This window comes from Leisingera methylohalidivorans DSM 14336, from assembly GCF_000511355.1.
In the GTDB taxonomy this organism is placed as follows: domain Bacteria; phylum Pseudomonadota; class Alphaproteobacteria; order Rhodobacterales; family Rhodobacteraceae; genus Leisingera; species Leisingera methylohalidivorans.
Map to the genome: position 1 here is coordinate 2,348,184 of NC_023135.1, position 17,390 is coordinate 2,365,573.

The window sequence follows — 17,390 nt, forward strand, 5'->3', positions numbered from 1 at the left end:
CCCCGTTTATTTCTGGTCGCAAATACTCTCGGGGGTGAATTGAGCTGAACGCTCAAGAGGGGGCAGACAGCCCCCTCCCGGTGTCTCAGTTAAGCAGCAGGCATCCGCTGTTCGACAATTTCCGCCCACCAGCTGCAGCCCGCCGGAATCGCGTCGTCATTGAAGTTGTACTCCGGGTGATGCACCATCGCGGTGTCGCCGTTGCCCATCAGGATATAGGCGCCAGGGCGCTCCTCCAGCATAAAGGCGAAATCTTCGCCGCCCATCACCAGCGGCGCGTCCGCGCAGCCGCCAGAGACGCTGGCCGCCACCTGCGCCGCGAACTCAGTCTGCTCCTCATGGTTCACCATCACCGGATAGCCGCGGTGATAGGTGACATCCGCGGTGCCGCCGAAGGTCGCGGCGATGCCGTTGCAAACCTCTTTGATCCGCTTTTCCGCCAGATCGCGGATTTCCTTGGACATGGTGCGCACGGTGCCTTTGATCTGCACCTTCTGCGGGATCACGTTGAACGCTTTCGAGGAGGTCTCAAACGAGGTCACCGAGACCACGATCTGATGCACCGGGTCGGCATTGCGCGAGGCGATGGTCTGCAGCGCCAGCACCGCCTGCGCTGCCAGAACAGTGGTGTCCACGGTCTCATGCGGCTTGGCAGCATGGCCGCCGCGGCCTTCAAACGTGATGTCAAACTGGTCGGTTGCTGCAAAAAACGATCCGGGGCGGATGGCAAAGGACCCGAGCGGCTGGCCCGGCCAGTTGTGCAGGCCGTAAACCTCCTGCACGCCCCAGCGGTCCATCAGACCATCGTCGCACATCACCTTGGCGCCGCCGCCTCCTTCTTCTGCAGGCTGGAAGATCACCACCACAGTGCCGTCGAAATTGCGGGTTTCCGACAGGTATTTCGCCGCGCCCAGAAGCATCGCGGTGTGGCCGTCATGGCCGCAGGCATGCATCGCGCCGGGGGTTTTGGAAGCATAGTCCAGCCCGGTCTGTTCGTGGATCGGCAGCGCGTCCATGTCGGCGCGCAGGCCAATCACCTTGCCGGAGCTGTCCGCCTTGCCCTTGATGACGCCAACCACACCGGTGCGGCCGATGCCGGTCACCACCTCGTCGCAGCCGAATTCCTGCAGTTTTTCAGCGACCAGCGCGCTGGTGCGGTGGGTGTCGAACAGGATTTCGGGGTTTTCGTGGATATCCCGGCGCCAGGCGGTGATTTCATTCTGCAATTCGGCAAAGCGGTTCTTGACCGGCATCTTTCACTCCTTTGGTTGTCTTTCCCCGCCGCCTCAGGCCGCGGGCATTCTTCGTTCCACCAGCTCGGCAAACCAGCTGCATCCCAGCGGGATCGCATCGTCGTCAAAGACATAAGCCGGGTGGTGGCACATCTGGGTGTCGCCGTTGCCAAGGAAGATATAGGCGCCCGGGCGCTCCTCGAGCATATAGGCGAAATCCTCGGACGGCATGATCGGCGGGGTTTCGGTGTTGACCGTGGCCGCCACCGCCCGTGCCGCCTCCACTGCGTGCGCGGTGCCGTCTTCGTCGTTAATGGTCACCGGATAACCCGGGTTCCACTCCACCTCCGCCTTGGCACCAAAAGCGGAGGCCGTGTCTATCGCAACACGGCGCACCCAGCTTTCGGCCTGGGTCCGGCATTCGGGGTCCAGCGTGCGGACAGTCCCCTGCAGCTTGGCGGTATGGGCAATGACGTTTGATGCCGTGCTGTCGGTTTCAAAGGTTCCCACGGTCAGCACCACCCGTTTCACCGGGTCGACATTGCGCGACACGATGGAATGCAGAGAGACCACGATTTGCGACGCCACCAGGGTGGTGTCGATGGCATCATGGGGGGCGGCGGCGTGGCCGCCCTTGCCGGTGACCTTGATATTGAACTCATCCGACGAGGCCATCAAAGCACCGGGACGGATGGCGAATTCGCCCACCGGCAGGCCCGGCATATTGTGCAGGCCATAGACCTCCTGAATGCCCCAGCGGTCCATCAGCCCGTCGTCGCACATCGCCTTGCCGCCTGCGCCGCCCTCTTCGGCCGGCTGGAAGATCAGCACCGCCTTGCCGTCGAAATTCCTAGTCTCCGCAAGGTATTTAGCTGCCCCCAGCAGCATCGAGGTGTGGCCGTCGTGGCCGCAGGCGTGCATCACACCCGGTGTTTTTGACGCATAATCCACGCCCGAGGCCTCGGGGATCGGCAGCGCATCCATGTCGGCCCGCAATCCGATTGCCCGGCCGGAGGTGCTGGTCTTGCCCTCGATCACCGCCACCACGCCGGTCTGACCGACGCCGGTGGTGATATCGGTGATCCCGAACTCCTTGAGCCGCGCCACCACAAAGGCGGCGGTTTCATGCACCTCATACATCAGTTCGGGGTTCTCATGCAGGTGATGGCGCCAGGCCGTGATCTCCTGGTGCATCTCGGCAAAGCGGTTCTTGGCCGGCATATTCCCCTCCCCCTTTATGTTTCAGCTTCCGTTGCGGCAGACTGTCCGCGAAAAAACTTAGCTTCGCAAGTATCCGGGGCTGCGGCGACGTGGCGGAACCTGCCGGAACAGATGCGCCCGGCCTCCACCGCCGATACACCCCATGGCATCAATCTGAGCACAAAAGGCACGGATTCAAGGTGCGGGGTTTACGCGCGCAGCTTTTCCACCAGCCCGCGCATGAACGCATGCCCGGCGTTGAACTGGGCCACGGTGATGTATTCATTCGGCTGATGCGCCTGGGCAATGTCGCCAGGGCCGCAGATCACTGCGGAATACCCCGCCTGCTGGAACTGCCCCGCCTCGGTGCCATAGCTGACCACATGGGAGCCGTTGTCACCTGTCAGCAGCCGCACCAGAGCCTCCGCCGCACCGTCCTGTTCCGGCACCAGCCCGGGAACGTCGAACTGCTTGGACACATCAATGCGCGCCTCCGGGTGGATCGCCTGCATTTCAGCTTCCACTCCGCGGACCTTCTGCAAATAGGCCGCTTCCCAATCGGCGGCGTTTTCGCCCGGCACCACCCGGAAATCCATCATGAAGCGGCAGTCCTTGGCGGTGATGTTATGGGCCGTGCCGCCCTCGATCATGCCAACGTGGCAGGTGGTCCAGGGCGGGGTGAACATCGCCTGTACCTCGCCCGGTTCCTTGGCCATGTTCTCGGCGTTCATCCGGTTCGCCCAGTCGATCAGCCGGGCCCCCTGCATGATGGCGCTGACGCCGGTGTGCATGAGCGAGGAATGCACTTCGAACCCCACCAGGTGGGTGGCATAGCCGGTGCCGCCCTTGTGGCCGGTCACTGCCTTCATCATCGAGGGCTCCCCGACAATCACCGCCGAGCCCTTCGGCAGCACAGGCTGCATCGCTGCAATCATCGGCGGGGCCCCGGTGCAGCCGATCTCCTCGTCAAAACTCAGCGCCAGTTGCAGCGGGCGGTTGACACCCTGGCTGTGCGCCTCGACCAGGGCCCAGATGGCCAGCGCATCGTAGCCCTTCATGTCGCAGGTGCCGCGGCCGTAGTATTTGCCGTCTTTCTCGACCACGGTAAAGGGATCGCTGTCCCAGGGCTGACCGTCCACCGGCACCACATCGGTATGTCCCGACAGCACCACGGCGCCCTCGTCCCAAGGCCCGGCATGGGCAAAGACGGCGGCCTTATGCGGCTGCTGCGGGTCTGCCCAGCGGTGGCTTTCGATGCCATGCGAGGACAGGTATTCCTGCACCCAGTCCACCAGTGGCAAATTGGTGTCCCGGCTTACGGTCGGAAAGGAAACCAGCCTGTGCATGATTTCCAAAGGGGTCAATTTGGCAGCCATGTCTCAGTATCCGCTGTCAGTGGTCAGAACGAAATGGCCGGGCTCCAACTCCAGATACTCCGACGGCGCAGGCTGGTAGCCGACTTCATGGATCGGCGAGGGGATCGGCTTGAAGTTCAGTTCCTTCTCCGACTTGCGCTGGCGCGGGTCGGCGATCGGCACCGCCTTCATCAAGGCCTGAGTATAGGCGTGCAGCGGGTTCTCGAAAACCCGTTCGCGCGGGCCGAGTTCAACGATACGGCCCAGGTACATGACACCGACCTGATGCGAGACGCGCTCCACCACCGCCATGTCATGACTGATGAACAGGAACGACAGGCCCAGTTCCGCCTGCAGCTCCATCATCAGGTTCAGCACTTGCGCCTGCACTGACACATCCAGAGCCGAGACCGCCTCGTCCGCGACGATCAGCTTGGGGTTCAGGGCCAGCGCGCGGGCGATGGCGATCCGCTGGCGCTGGCCGCCGGACATCTCATGCGGGTAACGGCGCATGAAACTGCGCGGCAGGTGGACCCGGTCGAACAGGCCGGCAACGCGGTCCTGCAGTTCACTGCCGGAGGCGAGCCCGTAGTTGCGCAGCGGTTCCGCCACCTGATCCAGCAGCTGCATTTGCGGGTTCAGAGAGGCAAAAGGATCCTGGAAGATCATCTGCATGTCCAGGCGCGCTTTGTGCATTTGCGATGCACTGAAGCTCAGCACGTCTCGGCCCTCAAATTCCACTTTGCCCGAATTCGGTTCCACCAGCCGCAGGATCGAACGGCCGGCAGTGGATTTGCCGCAACCGGATTCGCCCACCAGCGACAGGGTCTGGCCCTTGAATACCTTGAAGGACACATCCTCGACCGCGTGGACATTGGAGAGGGTGCGGCGCAACAGGCCGCCCTTGACCGGAAAGCGGGTGGTCAGGTTCTGCACTTCCAGCAGCACCTCATCCGTGCCCTTGATCGGTTCGATCTTCTGGTTCTCGACACCCAAAAGCTTCATCGGCTCGGGGTATTGCTTGCCGCGCATTTCCCCCAGTTTCGGAACTGCGGCCAGCAGCGCCTTGGTATAGTCATGCTTGGGGTTCTCGAAAATCTCCTCGACGCTGCCTTCCTCAACCTTGTTGCCGCGGAACATGACGACGACACGGTCAGCCATCTGCGCCACAACGGCCATGTCGTGGGTGATGAACATAACCGCCGTGCCGGTCTCGCGCTTCAGCCGGTCCATCAGCGCCAGGATCTCTGCCTGAATGGTTACATCCAGTGCGGTGGTCGGCTCATCCGCGATCAGCAAACGCGGCTCGCAGGCCATCGCCATGGCGATCACCACCCGCTGGCGCATGCCGCCGGACAGTTCGTGCGGATATTGCTGCAAGCGCCGCTCCGGTTCGGGAATGCGGACCTGGCGCAAAAGCTCCAACGCGCGTTCCTCGGCCTGAGCTTTGGACATGTTCTTGTGGATCCGCAGGCCCTCGGTCAGCTGGCGGCCCACTGTGAACACCGGGTTCAGCGCAGTCATCGGCTCCTGAAAGATCATGCCGATTTCATTGCCGCGGATCTGCTTCATCATCTCCTGCTCGGAGGTGACCAGGTTGGTCACGCCGCCCTCACGGCGGTTAAACAGCAGTTCGCCGCCCGCAATCTCGCCGCCGCCGAATTCCACCAGCCGCATCAAAGACAGCGAAGAGACAGACTTGCCCGACCCGGATTCGCCAACGATACAGACAGTTTCGCCCGGGCTCACATCAAAGGACACATCTTCCACGCCAGTGACGGTGCCGTCCTTGGTCTGGAACTCCACGCGTAAGTTCCTGATCGATGCAATTGCATTGTCCAGCATGACGGCTCCCCTGCCAGTATATTCTCGGGCCCCGCCGGAAAACGAGGCCCCCTAATCCTGAGTAAACTCCACTTTGCACCAAATTGCTCATGCAAATAATGCATAGGGTTTTCGAAATTGGAATTTGCAATTTTTCAGGAAGTGGTTTTCGATACCTTCAGTGGCTGCCTGCAGGCCGTCACGCGCCGCCCCGGTCGGCAACATGTTAAGAAGTATTGCTTTTTTTCACGCTTTGGGCTGCCTGCAGGCGCGATTGCTACACATCCGCAGAGATGCGGCAAAATACCGGGTCCGAACCGGCCCGGCCGAATAAAGACATGAAACATGTCCGACAAGGAGAGTGTGATGAAACTCAAGTCCCTATTGATGGGTGCCGTTGCCACGGTGTCCCTGGCGCCCGCGGCCTTTGCAGAGCGAGGCTCGGATGGCCAGGTCAACATTATTTACTGGCAAGCGCCGTCGATCCTGAACCCGTTCCTGTCCGGCGGCACCAAGGACACCGAATCCGCTTCGCTGGTGGTCGAGCCGCTGGCCCGCTACGACCCGCAAGGCGAGATGGTGCCGTTCCTGGCCGAGGAAATCCCGACGCTGGAAAACGGCGGCGTCAGCGAAGACCTGCAGTCGATTACCTGGAAGATCAAGCCAGGTATCCTGTGGTCTGACGGCACCCCCTTCACCGCCAATGACGTGAAGTTCACCGCCGACTACTGCATGCATCCCGAAGGCGGCTGTGCGCAGGTCACCAAATTCGAAGGCGTAACCAACGTCGAAGCCGTCGACGACCTGACCGTCAAGGTCACCTTCGGCGCCCCCACCCCCTTCCCCTATGGCCCGTTTGTCGGCGGAGAAAGCCCGATCATCCAGAAGGCCCAGTTCGAAAACTGCATGGGCGCCAAGGCGCCGGAATGCACCGAGGCCAACTTTAACCCGATCGGCACCGGCCCGTTTGCGGTGGATGAGTTCAAACCGAACGATGTGATTACCCTTTCGGCCAACCCGAACTACCGCGACCCGGCCAAGCCGGCCTTTGCCAAAGTGCTGTTCAAAGGCGGCGGCGATGCAACCGCTGCGGGCCGCGCGGTGATGGAAACCGGCGAGTTTGACTATGCCTGGAACCTGCAGCTGGCACCTGAAGTGATTGCGCAGATGGAAGCGGCCGGCAAGGGCGTTCCGGTGGCAGGGTTCGGCCCGCTGGTGGAACGCATCATGCTGAACCAGACCGACCCCAGCCCGGAACTGGGCCCGGATGAACGCTCGGTGAAGCGCGGCCATCCGTTCCTGAACGACCCGGCCGTCTACAAGGCGATGTCGATGGCCATCGACCGGCCGCTGCTGGTGGAAATCGGCTATGGCAAGGCGGGCAAGGTCGGCTGCAACTGGGTACCTGCGCCGGCAGCCTTTGCCTCGGACACCTTTGACTGCTCCACCCAGGACATTGAAGGCGCCAAGGCGATGCTGGAAGAGGCCGGCTACAAGGACACCAATGGCGACGGCGTACGGGAAACCCCCGACGGCAAGCCGATGAAGATCCTGTACCAGACCTCGACCAACGCCGTGCGCCAGGATTTCCAGGCGCTGATCAAGGAATGGTGGAGCCAGATCGGCATCGAATCCGAGCTGCGCAACCTCAACGCCTCAGTGTTTTTCGGCGGTGACCCGGGTTCGCCCGACACCTTCCAGAAGTTCTATGCCGACGTCGAAATGTACGCCAACACCTTCAACGGCACCGACCCGCAGTCCTACCTGGCGAACGGGTTGTGCGACAAGGCACCGACCCCCGCGTCCCAGTGGCAGGGTGAGAACATCTCGCGCTTCTGCGACGAGGAGTTCGATGCGCTGCACGCGGAGCTCGCCAAAACCGCAGGCCTGGAAGCCCGGGCCGAGATCGGCAAGCGCCTGAATGACATCATGGTGGAAAAGGGCGGCATGATCCCTCTGGTGCACCGCGGCCGCCTGTCGGCACATTCCAACACCCTGGGCGGCGTTGACCTGAACGTCTGGGACAGCGAACTGTGGAACGCAGCCGACTGGTACCGCATCAAGTAAGCAGCGCTTGCCTCACCTGGGGCCCTGACGTTACTTCAGGGCCCCTTGCCACTCAGCATTGGTTACATTTAACCGCCTGCGCGTGACATGGATGTGAGGCCCCCCTCGCCTGCTCTGCCCTTAATACAAGCTGCAAAGGCGCCTACCAGATGCTGACCTTTACAATCCGACGGCTGATCCTGGCAGTACCGACACTGCTGTTTATCAGCCTCGTGATCTTCCTGCTCTTGGAGCTCGCCCCCGGCGATCCGATGGCGCAGGTTCCCCTGACCGTCCCCCCCGAAGTCAAAGAGAAGATGCGCGAGGCGCTTGGCCTTGGCCAGCCGATGCATATCCGGTTCTGGAAATGGATCGTGCAATTCTTCTGGATCGAGCCGCAGGTGCTGATCGACCATTACATCGGAACCTCCTTCTCCGCGGGCGACCTGCGGGTGATCTCCTGGCAGACCCGTTCGCCGGTGATGGACATCGTCATCCAGCGTCTGCCGCAAACCCTGTGGGTTGTCGGCACCGCCTACATCGTTGCCATCGTGATTGCACTGCCGATCGGGATCTATTCCGCCTACCGCCAGTACAGCTGGTTCGACCAGCTGGGCACCTTTGTTTCCATGGTGGGTTTTTCTGTGCCGCCATTCTTCTCGGGCGTGCTGGTGATCGTGATCTTCTCGGTGCAGCTGGGCTGGTTCCCGTCGATCTATGACACCACCCATGTGGTCGACAGCTGGGACGCCTTTGTCTACCAGCTGAAGCAGATGATCATGCCGGTGATGGTGCTGGCGCTGCAGATCACCGCACAGCTCAGCCGCTTCATGCGGGCCTCAATGCTGGACAACCTGAACCAGGATTACGTGCGCACGGCCCGTGCCAAGGGCCTGAGCGAGTATGTCGTGGTGATGGTGCATGTGCTGCGCAATTCGATGATCCCGGTGGTCACCGTGATTGCGCTGGGGATTCCGTCGATCTTCGGCGGCGCCATCATCACCGAGCAAGTGTTCAAGGTGAACGGCATCGGCCAGCTGCTGATCGGCGCCATTCAGGCCAACGACCTGCCGATGGTGCAAACCCTGACCTTCATCTTTGCGGTGCTGATCGTGCTGTTCAACCTGATCGCCGACGTGCTGTACGGCATTCTTGACCCGAGGATCCGCTATGACTGACAAGGAACGCTTTGTCCCCGACGAAGGCATGGCGCCGGCTTCGACCGCAGTGCCCGGCGCCGGAGCGCTGGAGGAGCTGCACAGCCCGCCGCGCAGCCAGTGGCAGGATGTGTGGGACCAGTTCAAATCGCACCGCGGCGCGCTGATGGGCGGGGCATTGTTCCTGTTCATCATCCTGGCGGTCTATCTGGGCCCGTTTGTGTGGGAGCTTGAAGCCACCCAGATCGACATCCGTGCCCGCAACCAGGGCCCCAGCTGGGCACATCCCTTCGGCACCGACCAGCTGGGCCGCGACATGCTGGCCCGGATGATGGCCGGCGGCGCGACCTCGGTCTCCGTGGGGCTGACAGCGATGCTGCTGGCACTGTTTCTGGGCTCCTTCATCGGGGTGGTGGCCGGGTTCTTCAAACGCCTGGACGGGCCGCTGATGCGCCTCACCGATCTGTTCCTGGCGCTGCCTTTGCTGCCGCTGCTGCTGGTGATGATGCTGCTGTTCCGCGAGCCGCTGAACGCCGCCTTCGGGCCGGAACAGGGGATCTTCATTCTGATCGTGGCCTCGATCGGCGTCACCAGCTGGATGCCCACCGCGCGGATTGTGCGCGGTGATGTGCTGGCACTGAAAGAGCGCGAGTTCGTGATGGCCGCCCGCTCCATCGGCACCACCAACAGCGGTTTGATCACCCGGCATATCCTGCCCAACGTGCTGTCGCCGATCATGGTCTCGGCGACGCTGGGCATCGCCACCGCGATCATTACCGAGTCGTCCCTGTCCTTCCTCGGCCTTGGTTTTCCGCCGGATTTCCCGACCTGGGGGCGGCTGCTGTTTGATGCCACCGACTATCTGCAGCAGTACCCCGAGCGGGTGTTCTGGCCCGGCATGGCGATCTCCCTGACAGTGCTGAGCGTCAACTACCTGGGCGACGGGCTGCGCGATGCGCTGGATCCGCGGATCCGCGGGCGCTGAGGCGCAACACACGCACACATTCAAATAAAAACATGACTATTGGCCGCCGCACTGCAGGCGGCCAATTTGTTTCCCCGAAGGCGAAACCGGAAAACAAACCTTTGAACCGAGCTGCGATTAGCGGGAAAGCTTCCCCGGCTTGCGTCACAAGCCAAGACGCCCAAGCCTTGCCTAGCCAGAGAAATACCGTCATTTCGGGAAAAAATTCCGCTTTAGCTGCTGGTGACTGCAATGTTCGAAACATTTGGCTTTGAAGAGACCTCCGCCCGGGACGTTTCCGTCCTGCTTGCCCTTGGCGTCGGCATTCTGTTCGGTGTTCTGGCGCAGCTGACCCGTTTCTGCTTCCGCCGCGCGCTGGCTGGCGATGACCGCCGCCAGGCAGCCGGCGTCTGGGCCATGGCCCTTGCGGTTGCCGTCCTTGGCACGCAAGCCGCGGTGGCACAGGGCTGGATCAGCTTTGCGGATCACCGGCTGATGTCACAGGATCTGCCGCTGCTGGCCATCGCTGCCGGCGGGCTGATGTTCGGCGCAGGCATGATCCTTACCCGCGGGTGTGCGTCGCGGCTGGTGGTGCTGGCGGGCAGCGGCAACCTGCGGGCGCTGCTGGTGATCGCGGTCTTCGCGGTTGTGGCCCATGCAACGCTCAAGGGTGTTCTGGCACCGCTTCGAACCGCGCTTGGTTCCGTGACGTTGCCGTTGGGTGACCATGTATCCCTGGCGGCCCTGCCCGGCGGCCCGCTGGTTTGGAGCGCCCTGATTGCCGCTGCTGCGCTGGCTGTTGCGCTGCGTTCGGGAAATCGCGTGCTGACGCTGGGCGGCGGCGCCCTGATCGGCTTGCTGGTTCCGCTGGCGTGGGCTGGCACCGGCTTTGTGCTCTTTGACGAGTTCGATCCTATCGCAATGGAGAGCCTGTCCTTCACCTCTCCGGCTGCCGATACATTGTTCTTCGTGATCGCCTCCAGTTCCATCCCCGCAGGCTTTGGCCCGGGGCTGCTGGGCGGCGTGCTGCTGGGCGCCCTGACGGCTTCGCTGCTAGGCGGCAGCTTCAAATGGCAAAGCTTTGACAGCCCGCGCCAAACCGGCCGCTATCTGTCCGGCGCGGTTCTGATGGGTACCGGCGGGGTGCTGGCAGGCGGCTGCACAGTGGGTGCGGGGCTGGCCGGTATCCCGGCCCTGAGCCTGGCCGCCCTGCTGGCGCTGGTGTTCATTGCGCTTGGCGGTATCGGCATGAATTCCCTGCTTATTGCAGCTTCTTCCGGATCCGCTGAATCCCCAGCCACACCAGGCCAACAACCGGCAGAGTGACCGCTGCAATCAGCAGTTTCTTGTTCAGCCCGTACCGCTCCGCCAGCGGCAGGAAGAAGTCGGACACCAGCGACACAGCGTAATAGCTGACCGCCACCACCGACAGTCCTTCCACCGTGTGCTGCAGGCGCAGCGCGATATCGGAACGGCGGTCCATGCTGGCAAGCAGCGCCTGGTTCTGCGCAGACCGCTCCACATCCACCCGGGTCCTCAGCAGCTCACCGGCCCGGCGCGCCCGGTTTGCCAGCGCCTCCAGCCGTTTCTCTGCAGACTTCACCGTGCGCATGGCCGGCTCAAACCGGCGCAGCATGAATTCTGCGAGCGTCTGAAAGCCCTCGTGCCGGTCTTCGCGCAACAGGCTGACGCGCTGGTTGACCAGAGCCTCATAAGCCCCTGTGGCGCTGAAACGGAAAGCAGAACGGGCTGCCATCGCCTCCAGCTCGGCAGACACTGTCAGCAGCTGCGACAGGGTCTGTTCCGCAGGCGCGGTGCCGCTGGTCATCTCGGCCATCATCTCGCTCAGATGCGTATCAAGCGTTCCGATGGTCGGGGTCAGGCCGCGGGCGCGGGAAAACCCCAGCATCGACATCGCCCGGTAGGTCTCAATCTCACACAGCCTCTGCACTACCCTGCCGACCCGCTGGCTGCCGGTGTCCGCATTCGGAAAGATGGCAAACCGCACATGGCCTGCCGGGTCGATTCGGAAGTCGCCGGCCACCACGGCGCTGTCATCCAGCACCTGCGAGGCTGCCAGGCTCTCCGGCACAAACCAGTCAAGCATGGTTGCCTTCAGCACCGCCGGAGCCGCGCGCGGCACCACCCGGATCAGCGCCGAGGTGATCCGCTGGCCCGGCGCTTCTGCCAGCCAATCAGAGGGAAAGACGTCAAAATCCGCCGGGTCAAATGCCCGCGTACTGACACCGTCACGGTAAACCGTGTAGCTGACGAACTCCGTGTGCTGCTCCCATTTGATCATGTGCCGCCCGATTTGCGCCGTGTGATGCGTCGCACCCGGCTGAGGATGCGCTGCGCCATGGCGGTCCAGAAGATCCGTCAGATGCTGAACATCCTGCAGCCTGTCGCGATGCTCGGCCTCCTGCGGCTGTTTGACGGCCAGGTAAGCCACCGTGCAGGGGCTGGACATGGCGGGAAAGGGCCGCGCGTGCAGCTCATTGGTGAGCTGATAGCGTAAAGGGTGATCCTGGATCAGGGGCATTGGGGTCTCCGGGGCAATGCGGCGGACCATAGTGCCTGTGAATAAGCATGTAAAGAATAGCGTTATTTCAACAAGTTATGTGAATGCCATGGTATGCAAAGCCCTTCCGAGGGGCTCTGCCCCCGGCCTGCGGCCTCCCCCGGAGTATTTTAAACCAGATAGAAGCCCCATAAACAAAAGGCGCCCCGATTGGAGCGCCTTCCGTCAGGTTTCCTGGCCTCTTAGCTGATCATGGTCAGCAGGTTATCGAGGCTTGCCTTTGCGTCGCCATAGAACATGCGGGTGTTTTCCTTGAAGAACAGCGGGTTCTCGATGCCCGAGTAGCCGGTGCCCTGGCCGCGTTTGGAGACGAACACCTGTTTCGCCTTCCAGCATTCCAGAACCGGCATGCCGGCGATCGGAGAATTCGGATCTTCCTGCGCCGCCGGGTTGACGATGTCGTTGGAGCCGATCACGATCGCCACATCGGTCTCCGGGAAGTCCTCGTTGATCTCGTCCATTTCCAGCACGATGTCATAAGGCACCTTGGCCTCGGCCAGGAGCACGTTCATGTGCCCCGGCAGACGGCCGGCCACCGGGTGGATGGCAAAGCGCACGGTCTTCCCCTTGGCGCGCAGGCGGCGGGTGAGTTCGGCCACGTTCTGCTGCGCCTGCGCCACCGCCATGCCGTAGCCGGGGATGATCACCACAGAGTCGGCCTCGTCCAGGGCCGCTGCCACGCCGTCGGCGTCGATGGCGATCTGCTCGCCGTCGATCTCCATCGCCGGACCCGCCGCGCCGCCGAAGCCGCCCAGGATCACGCTGACAAAGGAGCGGTTCATCGCCTTGCACATGATGTAGCTGAGGATCGCACCCGAAGAGCCCACCAGGGCGCCGACCACGATCAGCAGGTCATTGCCAAGCGAGAAGCCGATCGCCGCCGCGGCCCAGCCCGAATAGCTGTTCAGCATCGAGACAACCACCGGCATGTCGGCGCCGCCGATGCCCATGATCAGGTGGTAGCCGATGAACAGCGCCGCCAGGGTCATCAGCACCAGCGGCAGGAAACCGCCGGAATTGAAGTACCAGATCAGGCAGATGAAGGAGAGCGCCGCGGCGCCCGCGTTCAGCATGTGGCCGCCCGGCAGCTTGGTCGCGGCCGAGGTCACCTTGCCCGCCAGCTTGCCGAAGGCAACAACCGAGCCGGTGAAGGTGATGGCGCCGATGAAGATGCCGAGAAACAGCTCAACCCGCAGAAACGCGATCTCGGCCGGGGTCTTCTTGGCAATCAGCTTGGCGAAGGTGCCGAGCTCTTCGGTGCTGCCCGAGGCCGCGGAGGCCGCCACATTGCCGATCTCGAAATGGGCGATGAAGCCGACAAAGACCGCCGCCAGGCCGACCAGCGAGTGCATCGCGGCAACCAGCTGCGGCATCTCGGTCATCTGCACCTTTTTGGCGACATAGGTGCCGATGAGGCCGCCGCCCGCGATCAGCAGGAGCGACAGCAGCCACAGGCCGGAACCGGGACCGATCAGGGTGGCAAAGACCGCCAGGCCCATGCCGGCAATGCCGTACCAGACCGCGCGTTTGGCGCTTTCCTGGTTTGACAGCCCGCCCAGCGACAGGATGAAAAGAACAGCCGCAACAACATAGGCGGCGGTGGTGAAACCGTAATCCATTGAACCTGCCTCGCTTTAAGATTTCTGGAACATGGCGAGCATGCGCCGGGTGACGAGGAAGCCGCCGAAGATGTTGATCCCGGCCATGAAGACCGAAAGCGCCGCCAGCAGGATCACCAGCCAGCTGCCGGAGCCGATCTGCATCAGGGCGCCGAGGATGATGATCGAGGAGATCGCGTTGGTCACCGCCATCAAAGGCGTGTGCAGGCTGTGCGCCACCCCCCAGATCACCTGGAAGCCCACGAAACAGGCCAGCGCAAAGACGATGAAATGCTGCATGAAGCTGACCGGTGCAACGAGCCCGACCAGCAGCAGCAGCGCGCCGCCGCCCGCCAGCAGGGTGACCTGGCTTTTGGTCTGCGCCTTGAAGGCCTCGACCTCCCGGGCGCGTTTTTCCTCCGGCGTCAGCTCCGGCACCGCCTCCTTGGGCTTGGCCGCAATCGCCTGCACTTTCGGCGGCGGCGGCGGGAAGGTGATCTCGCCCTCAAAGGCCACGGTGGCGCCGCGGATCACGTCGTCTTCCATGTCGTGATTGACCTGGCCGTCCTTGCCGGGCGTCAGGTCGGTCATCATGTGGCGGATGTTGGTGGCATAAAGCGTCGAGGCCTGCGCCGCCATCCGGCTGGGGAAGTCGGTATAGCCGATGATCGTCACACCGTTGTCCGTCACGATCTTCTCGTCCGCGACGGTCAGCTTGCAGTTGCCGCCCTTTTCCGCCGCAAGATCGACGATCACCGAGCCCGGCTTCATCGCCGCAACCATGTCCTCGGTCCACAGCTCCGGCGCTTCGCGGTTGGGGATCAGCGCGGTGGTGATCACGATGTCCATCTCCGGCGCCAGCTCGCGGAACTTCGCCAGCTGCGCTTCGCGGAACTCCGGCGAGGAGACCGAGGCATAGCCGCCGGTGGCGGCGCCGTCCTGCTGCTCCTCCTCGAAATCGAGATAAACAAACTCGGCGCCCATCGATTCCACCTGCTCGGCCACTTCGGGCCGCACGTCGAAGGCATAGGTCACCGCGCCGAGCGAGGTCGAGGTGCCGATCGCGGCCAGACCGGCAACGCCGGCGCCGACCACCAGCACTTTTGCGGGCGGCACTTTGCCCGCCGCCGTAATCTGGCCGGTGAAGAAACGGCCGAAGTTGTTGCCCGCCTCGATCACGGCGCGGTAGCCCGCGATATTGGCCATGGAGCTGAGCGCGTCCATCTTCTGGGCACGGGAGATCCGCGGCACCATTTCCATCGCGATGACATTGGCGCCCTTGGCTTTGGCCGCTTGCATGCCCTCTTCATTCCCGGCCGGATTGAAGAAGGAGATCAGCGTCTTGCCCTTGGTCAGCCGTTTAAGCTCGGTCTCGTTCGGCTGGCGCACCTTGGCGACGATGTCAGCGGTTTTCCACAGCTGCGCGGCGGTCTTGACGATCTCGACCCCGGCCGCCTCATAGGCGGCATCGGAAAAGCCCGCAGCAGCCCCGGCCCCGCTCTCGATCGCGCAATCATACCCGAGCTTCTGCAGCTGCTTCGCGGACTCCGGCGTCAATCCGACCCGGCTTTCACCCGCAAATGTTTCTTTTGGTGTCCCTATTTTCACCTTATGGGTCCCCCTCGTCTTGCCCGCGCCAGCAAAGCTTGGGCACGGATCACAATGAATTTCTCTACTACGCGCAACATTGTTGCGCAAGGATTTTGCCGCACTGCCGCAAAGCCATGCTGCAGCGCCGCGTTCCGGTCAGATCCAGCGGCGCACCTTCTTCCCGTAGCGGGCCCAGTCTGCCCGGAAAGTCCGCCGCAGCCTGTCTTCCTCGGGAATGACAAACCGCTTTTCAAGCACCCATAGGAAGATAGGGATCAGCGGCAGAGACAGCACCGCATCAAACCACAGCACCAGGCCCGCAAGGATCAGTGCATCGCCAAGATAGATTGGGTTCCGGCTGCGGCTGAAGACCCCGGATTGCACCAGCCGGCTGGGTGTCTGGTGCGGAATGACAGTGGTATTTTGCCGCCGCATTTCAGTAATAGCGAGTATAGCCAGCAACAGGCCGCCGCCGAGCAGAATGCCGCCCAGGAATTCAGCCCAGGCGCCCCCGAAAGAAAGACCGAATGCGGCATGTGCGGACTGCAGCCAGGCCGCCAGAACAAACCCCGCCAGCCAGACGGGCGGCACATCCAGCCAACGCATCACGCCCCGCCCGCTTGCAGAATATGTCCTGAAATCATGCACATTGCGGGCAATCTTTCCTTATCCGGCTTGGTCGTCCAGACCAGTTTAGCCGGAACCTTCAGAAAAGGACAAAATGCCCCCAACACCACGGAAACGACGAATCTATTCCGGCTTGCGGCATGATCCTGCATAAATTTGCCCGAAAGCCTACGTATATTTATGTGTACTGAAGAGGAGAGGTTTATTCCCATTCCATTTCTTCGAACACCCGGCCAGCGTTTTTGGTGGCAAGCTCTTCAAACGTGTCCAGCCCTTTCCAGCGTGCCTGATCCACATAGTAGGCGCTTGCGAGGTCTCCGCCCGACTCGATATGGGCGCCGATCTTGGCCCGCAGGTCCATTAGATAGTCGAGAGTGAACCGGCGCAACTGCGGCAAATTGGTCGGGTGGCCATGGCCCGGGATAACGTAGGCGGGCTCCAGCGGTTCCAGCTTGTCCTGCCAGGTGTCGATCCAGCATTTGGTGCAGGTGTGCGGAAAGACCGGCAGCATCCGCTCATGAAAGGCGATGTCGCCGGCGATCAGCATGTCCCAGGCAGGAATCCAGATCTGTATGTCGCCAGGATCATGCGCGGGTCCCAGGTGCAGTACCTGCATTTCCACCCCGCCCAGGCTAAGGTCATAACGGTCATCGAAGGACAGATTGGCATGTTCGACACGGGTGTCCCCTGCGCGGTCCTTGTTGTAGCCGCGCATCCGCTGCAGGATCAGGTCGCTGTTTTCCTTCGTCTCCGCAATCGCCTCTGCATGGGCCAGCACATCCACGCCCAGATCGCGCCAATATCCGTTGCCCAGCATCGCATGGCCCTGTCCGTTTTCATTAATCACCAGAACCACCGGCTGATCGGTGACCTGCCTGATTTCGTCGTGCAGTGCCTTGGCCAGCGCATCCGACGCGCCCGCATTCACCACCACCACGCCCTCGGAGGTCACGATGAAGGATAGATTGTTGTTATGGCCTGCATTCCCGTATGTGGGCGGTGCGGTGGCGCCGATGGCGGAAAACACGTTCGGAATGACCTCCACCGGCTTGGAATAAAGCTCGGACTGCGGGTATTGGTCAGCGATGTCCTCACTCGCGGGCGCGGCCAAGGGCATCAGCAGGGCTGCGCAGACAGCAACGGCAATGGCTTTCATCGGGTCTCTCCCTGGGGGCGCACCTCAACATTCACACATGCGAATACAACTGTAAACACT

General features: G+C 62.3%; 13 protein-coding genes. 4 read left to right on the top strand and 9 right to left on the bottom strand.

The genetic code is table 11. The annotated features are described in order from the left end of the window. Positions 1-89 precede the first annotated feature (89 nt). The 4 genes from METH_RS11705 to METH_RS11720 all read right to left on the bottom strand — a co-directional run bounded on the left by METH_RS11705 (position 90) and on the right by METH_RS11720 (position 5,632). The gene (locus tag METH_RS11705) at positions 90-1,253 is read right to left on the bottom strand and encodes a M20 aminoacylase family protein (protein WP_024090687.1); all 1,164 of its coding nucleotides are present in this window, start codon (positions 1,251-1,253) and stop codon (positions 90-92) included. A 33-nt stretch (positions 1,254-1,286) separates the two neighbouring features. Continuing rightward, complete coding sequence (locus tag METH_RS11710) at positions 1,287-2,453, bottom strand: M20 aminoacylase family protein (RefSeq protein ID WP_024090688.1); 1,167 nt, start codon at positions 2,451-2,453, stop codon at positions 1,287-1,289. A 188-nt stretch (positions 2,454-2,641) separates the two neighbouring features. Next, positions 2,642-3,808 carry an acetylornithine deacetylase gene (argE, locus tag METH_RS11715; protein ID WP_024090689.1) on the bottom strand — a complete coding sequence of 389 codons (1,167 nt, stop codon included), beginning with the start codon at positions 3,806-3,808 and terminating at the stop codon, positions 2,642-2,644. A 3-nt stretch (positions 3,809-3,811) separates the two neighbouring features. Further along, positions 3,812-5,632: an ABC transporter ATP-binding protein gene (locus tag METH_RS11720; RefSeq protein ID WP_024090690.1), complete on the bottom strand. Its 1,821-nt coding sequence runs from the start codon at positions 5,630-5,632 to the stop codon at positions 3,812-3,814. A gap of 345 nt (positions 5,633-5,977) precedes the next feature. On the opposite strand from METH_RS11720, the gene METH_RS11725 reads away from it, so the two are divergent. The 4 genes from METH_RS11725 to METH_RS11740 all read left to right on the top strand — a co-directional run bounded on the left by METH_RS11725 (position 5,978) and on the right by METH_RS11740 (position 11,104). Beyond that, positions 5,978-7,678, top strand: coding sequence for a peptide ABC transporter substrate-binding protein (locus METH_RS11725; RefSeq protein WP_024090692.1), 1,701 nt, complete (start codon positions 5,978-5,980; stop codon positions 7,676-7,678). Positions 7,679-7,827: 149 nt separating this feature from the next. Beyond that, positions 7,828-8,835 (top strand): ABC transporter permease, encoded by a 1,008-nt coding sequence (locus METH_RS11730; protein WP_024090693.1) that lies wholly within the window; start codon positions 7,828-7,830, stop codon positions 8,833-8,835. Then, complete coding sequence (locus tag METH_RS11735) at positions 8,828-9,799, top strand: ABC transporter permease (RefSeq protein WP_024090694.1); 972 nt, start codon at positions 8,828-8,830, stop codon at positions 9,797-9,799. The genes METH_RS11730 and METH_RS11735 overlap by 8 nt, the downstream gene beginning before the upstream one ends. A gap of 231 nt (positions 9,800-10,030) precedes the next feature. Then, positions 10,031-11,104 carry a YeeE/YedE family protein gene (locus METH_RS11740; protein ID WP_024090695.1) on the top strand — a complete coding sequence of 358 codons (1,074 nt, stop codon included), beginning with the start codon at positions 10,031-10,033 and terminating at the stop codon, positions 11,102-11,104. On the opposite strand, the gene METH_RS11745 is transcribed toward METH_RS11740, so the two are convergent. The 5 genes from METH_RS11745 to METH_RS11765 all read right to left on the bottom strand — a co-directional run bounded on the left by METH_RS11745 (position 11,040) and on the right by METH_RS11765 (position 17,330). Beyond that, positions 11,040-12,320, bottom strand: coding sequence for a DUF3422 family protein (locus METH_RS11745; protein ID WP_024090696.1), 1,281 nt, complete (start codon positions 12,318-12,320; stop codon positions 11,040-11,042). The genes METH_RS11740 and METH_RS11745 overlap by 65 nt on opposite strands. Before the next feature lie 221 nt (positions 12,321-12,541). Further along, complete coding sequence (locus METH_RS11750) at positions 12,542-13,978, bottom strand: NAD(P)(+) transhydrogenase (Re/Si-specific) subunit beta (RefSeq protein ID WP_024090697.1); 1,437 nt, start codon at positions 13,976-13,978, stop codon at positions 12,542-12,544. Positions 13,979-13,993: 15 nt separating this feature from the next. Further along, entirely contained in the window at positions 13,994-15,565 is a 1,572-nt protein-coding gene (locus METH_RS11755; protein ID WP_024090698.1) for a Re/Si-specific NAD(P)(+) transhydrogenase subunit alpha, read from the bottom strand. Between the two features lie 138 nt (positions 15,566-15,703). After that, the gene (locus METH_RS11760) at positions 15,704-16,153 is read right to left on the bottom strand and encodes a methyltransferase family protein (protein ID WP_024090699.1); all 450 of its coding nucleotides are present in this window, start codon (positions 16,151-16,153) and stop codon (positions 15,704-15,706) included. 223 nt (positions 16,154-16,376) lie between these two features. After that, positions 16,377-17,330, bottom strand: a complete 954-nt coding sequence (locus tag METH_RS11765; protein WP_024090700.1) for an MBL fold metallo-hydrolase — start codon at positions 17,328-17,330, stop codon at positions 16,377-16,379. Positions 17,331-17,390 lie beyond the last annotated feature (60 nt).

Coding starts and splice junctions, on each gene's coding strand:
- METH_RS11705 (WP_024090687.1), bottom strand. CDS start 1,253: ATGCCGGTCAAGAACCGCTTTGCCGAATTGCAGAATGAAATCACCGCC.
- METH_RS11710 (WP_024090688.1), bottom strand. CDS start 2,453: ATGCCGGCCAAGAACCGCTTTGCCGAGATGCACCAGGAGATCACGGCC.
- argE (WP_024090689.1), bottom strand. CDS start 3,808: ATGGCTGCCAAATTGACCCCTTTGGAAATCATGCACAGGCTGGTTTCC.
- METH_RS11720 (WP_024090690.1), bottom strand. CDS start 5,632: ATGCTGGACAATGCAATTGCATCGATCAGGAACTTACGCGTGGAGTTC.
- METH_RS11725 (WP_024090692.1), top strand. CDS start 5,978: ATGAAACTCAAGTCCCTATTGATGGGTGCCGTTGCCACGGTGTCCCTG.
- METH_RS11730 (WP_024090693.1), top strand. CDS start 7,828: ATGCTGACCTTTACAATCCGACGGCTGATCCTGGCAGTACCGACACTG.
- METH_RS11735 (WP_024090694.1), top strand. CDS start 8,828: ATGACTGACAAGGAACGCTTTGTCCCCGACGAAGGCATGGCGCCGGCT.
- METH_RS11740 (WP_024090695.1), top strand. CDS start 10,031: ATGTTCGAAACATTTGGCTTTGAAGAGACCTCCGCCCGGGACGTTTCC.
- METH_RS11745 (WP_024090696.1), bottom strand. CDS start 12,320: ATGCCCCTGATCCAGGATCACCCTTTACGCTATCAGCTCACCAATGAG.
- METH_RS11750 (WP_024090697.1), bottom strand. CDS start 13,978: ATGGATTACGGTTTCACCACCGCCGCCTATGTTGTTGCGGCTGTTCTT.
- METH_RS11760 (WP_024090699.1), bottom strand. CDS start 16,153: ATGCGTTGGCTGGATGTGCCGCCCGTCTGGCTGGCGGGGTTTGTTCTG.
- METH_RS11765 (WP_024090700.1), bottom strand. CDS start 17,330: ATGAAAGCCATTGCCGTTGCTGTCTGCGCAGCCCTGCTGATGCCCTTG.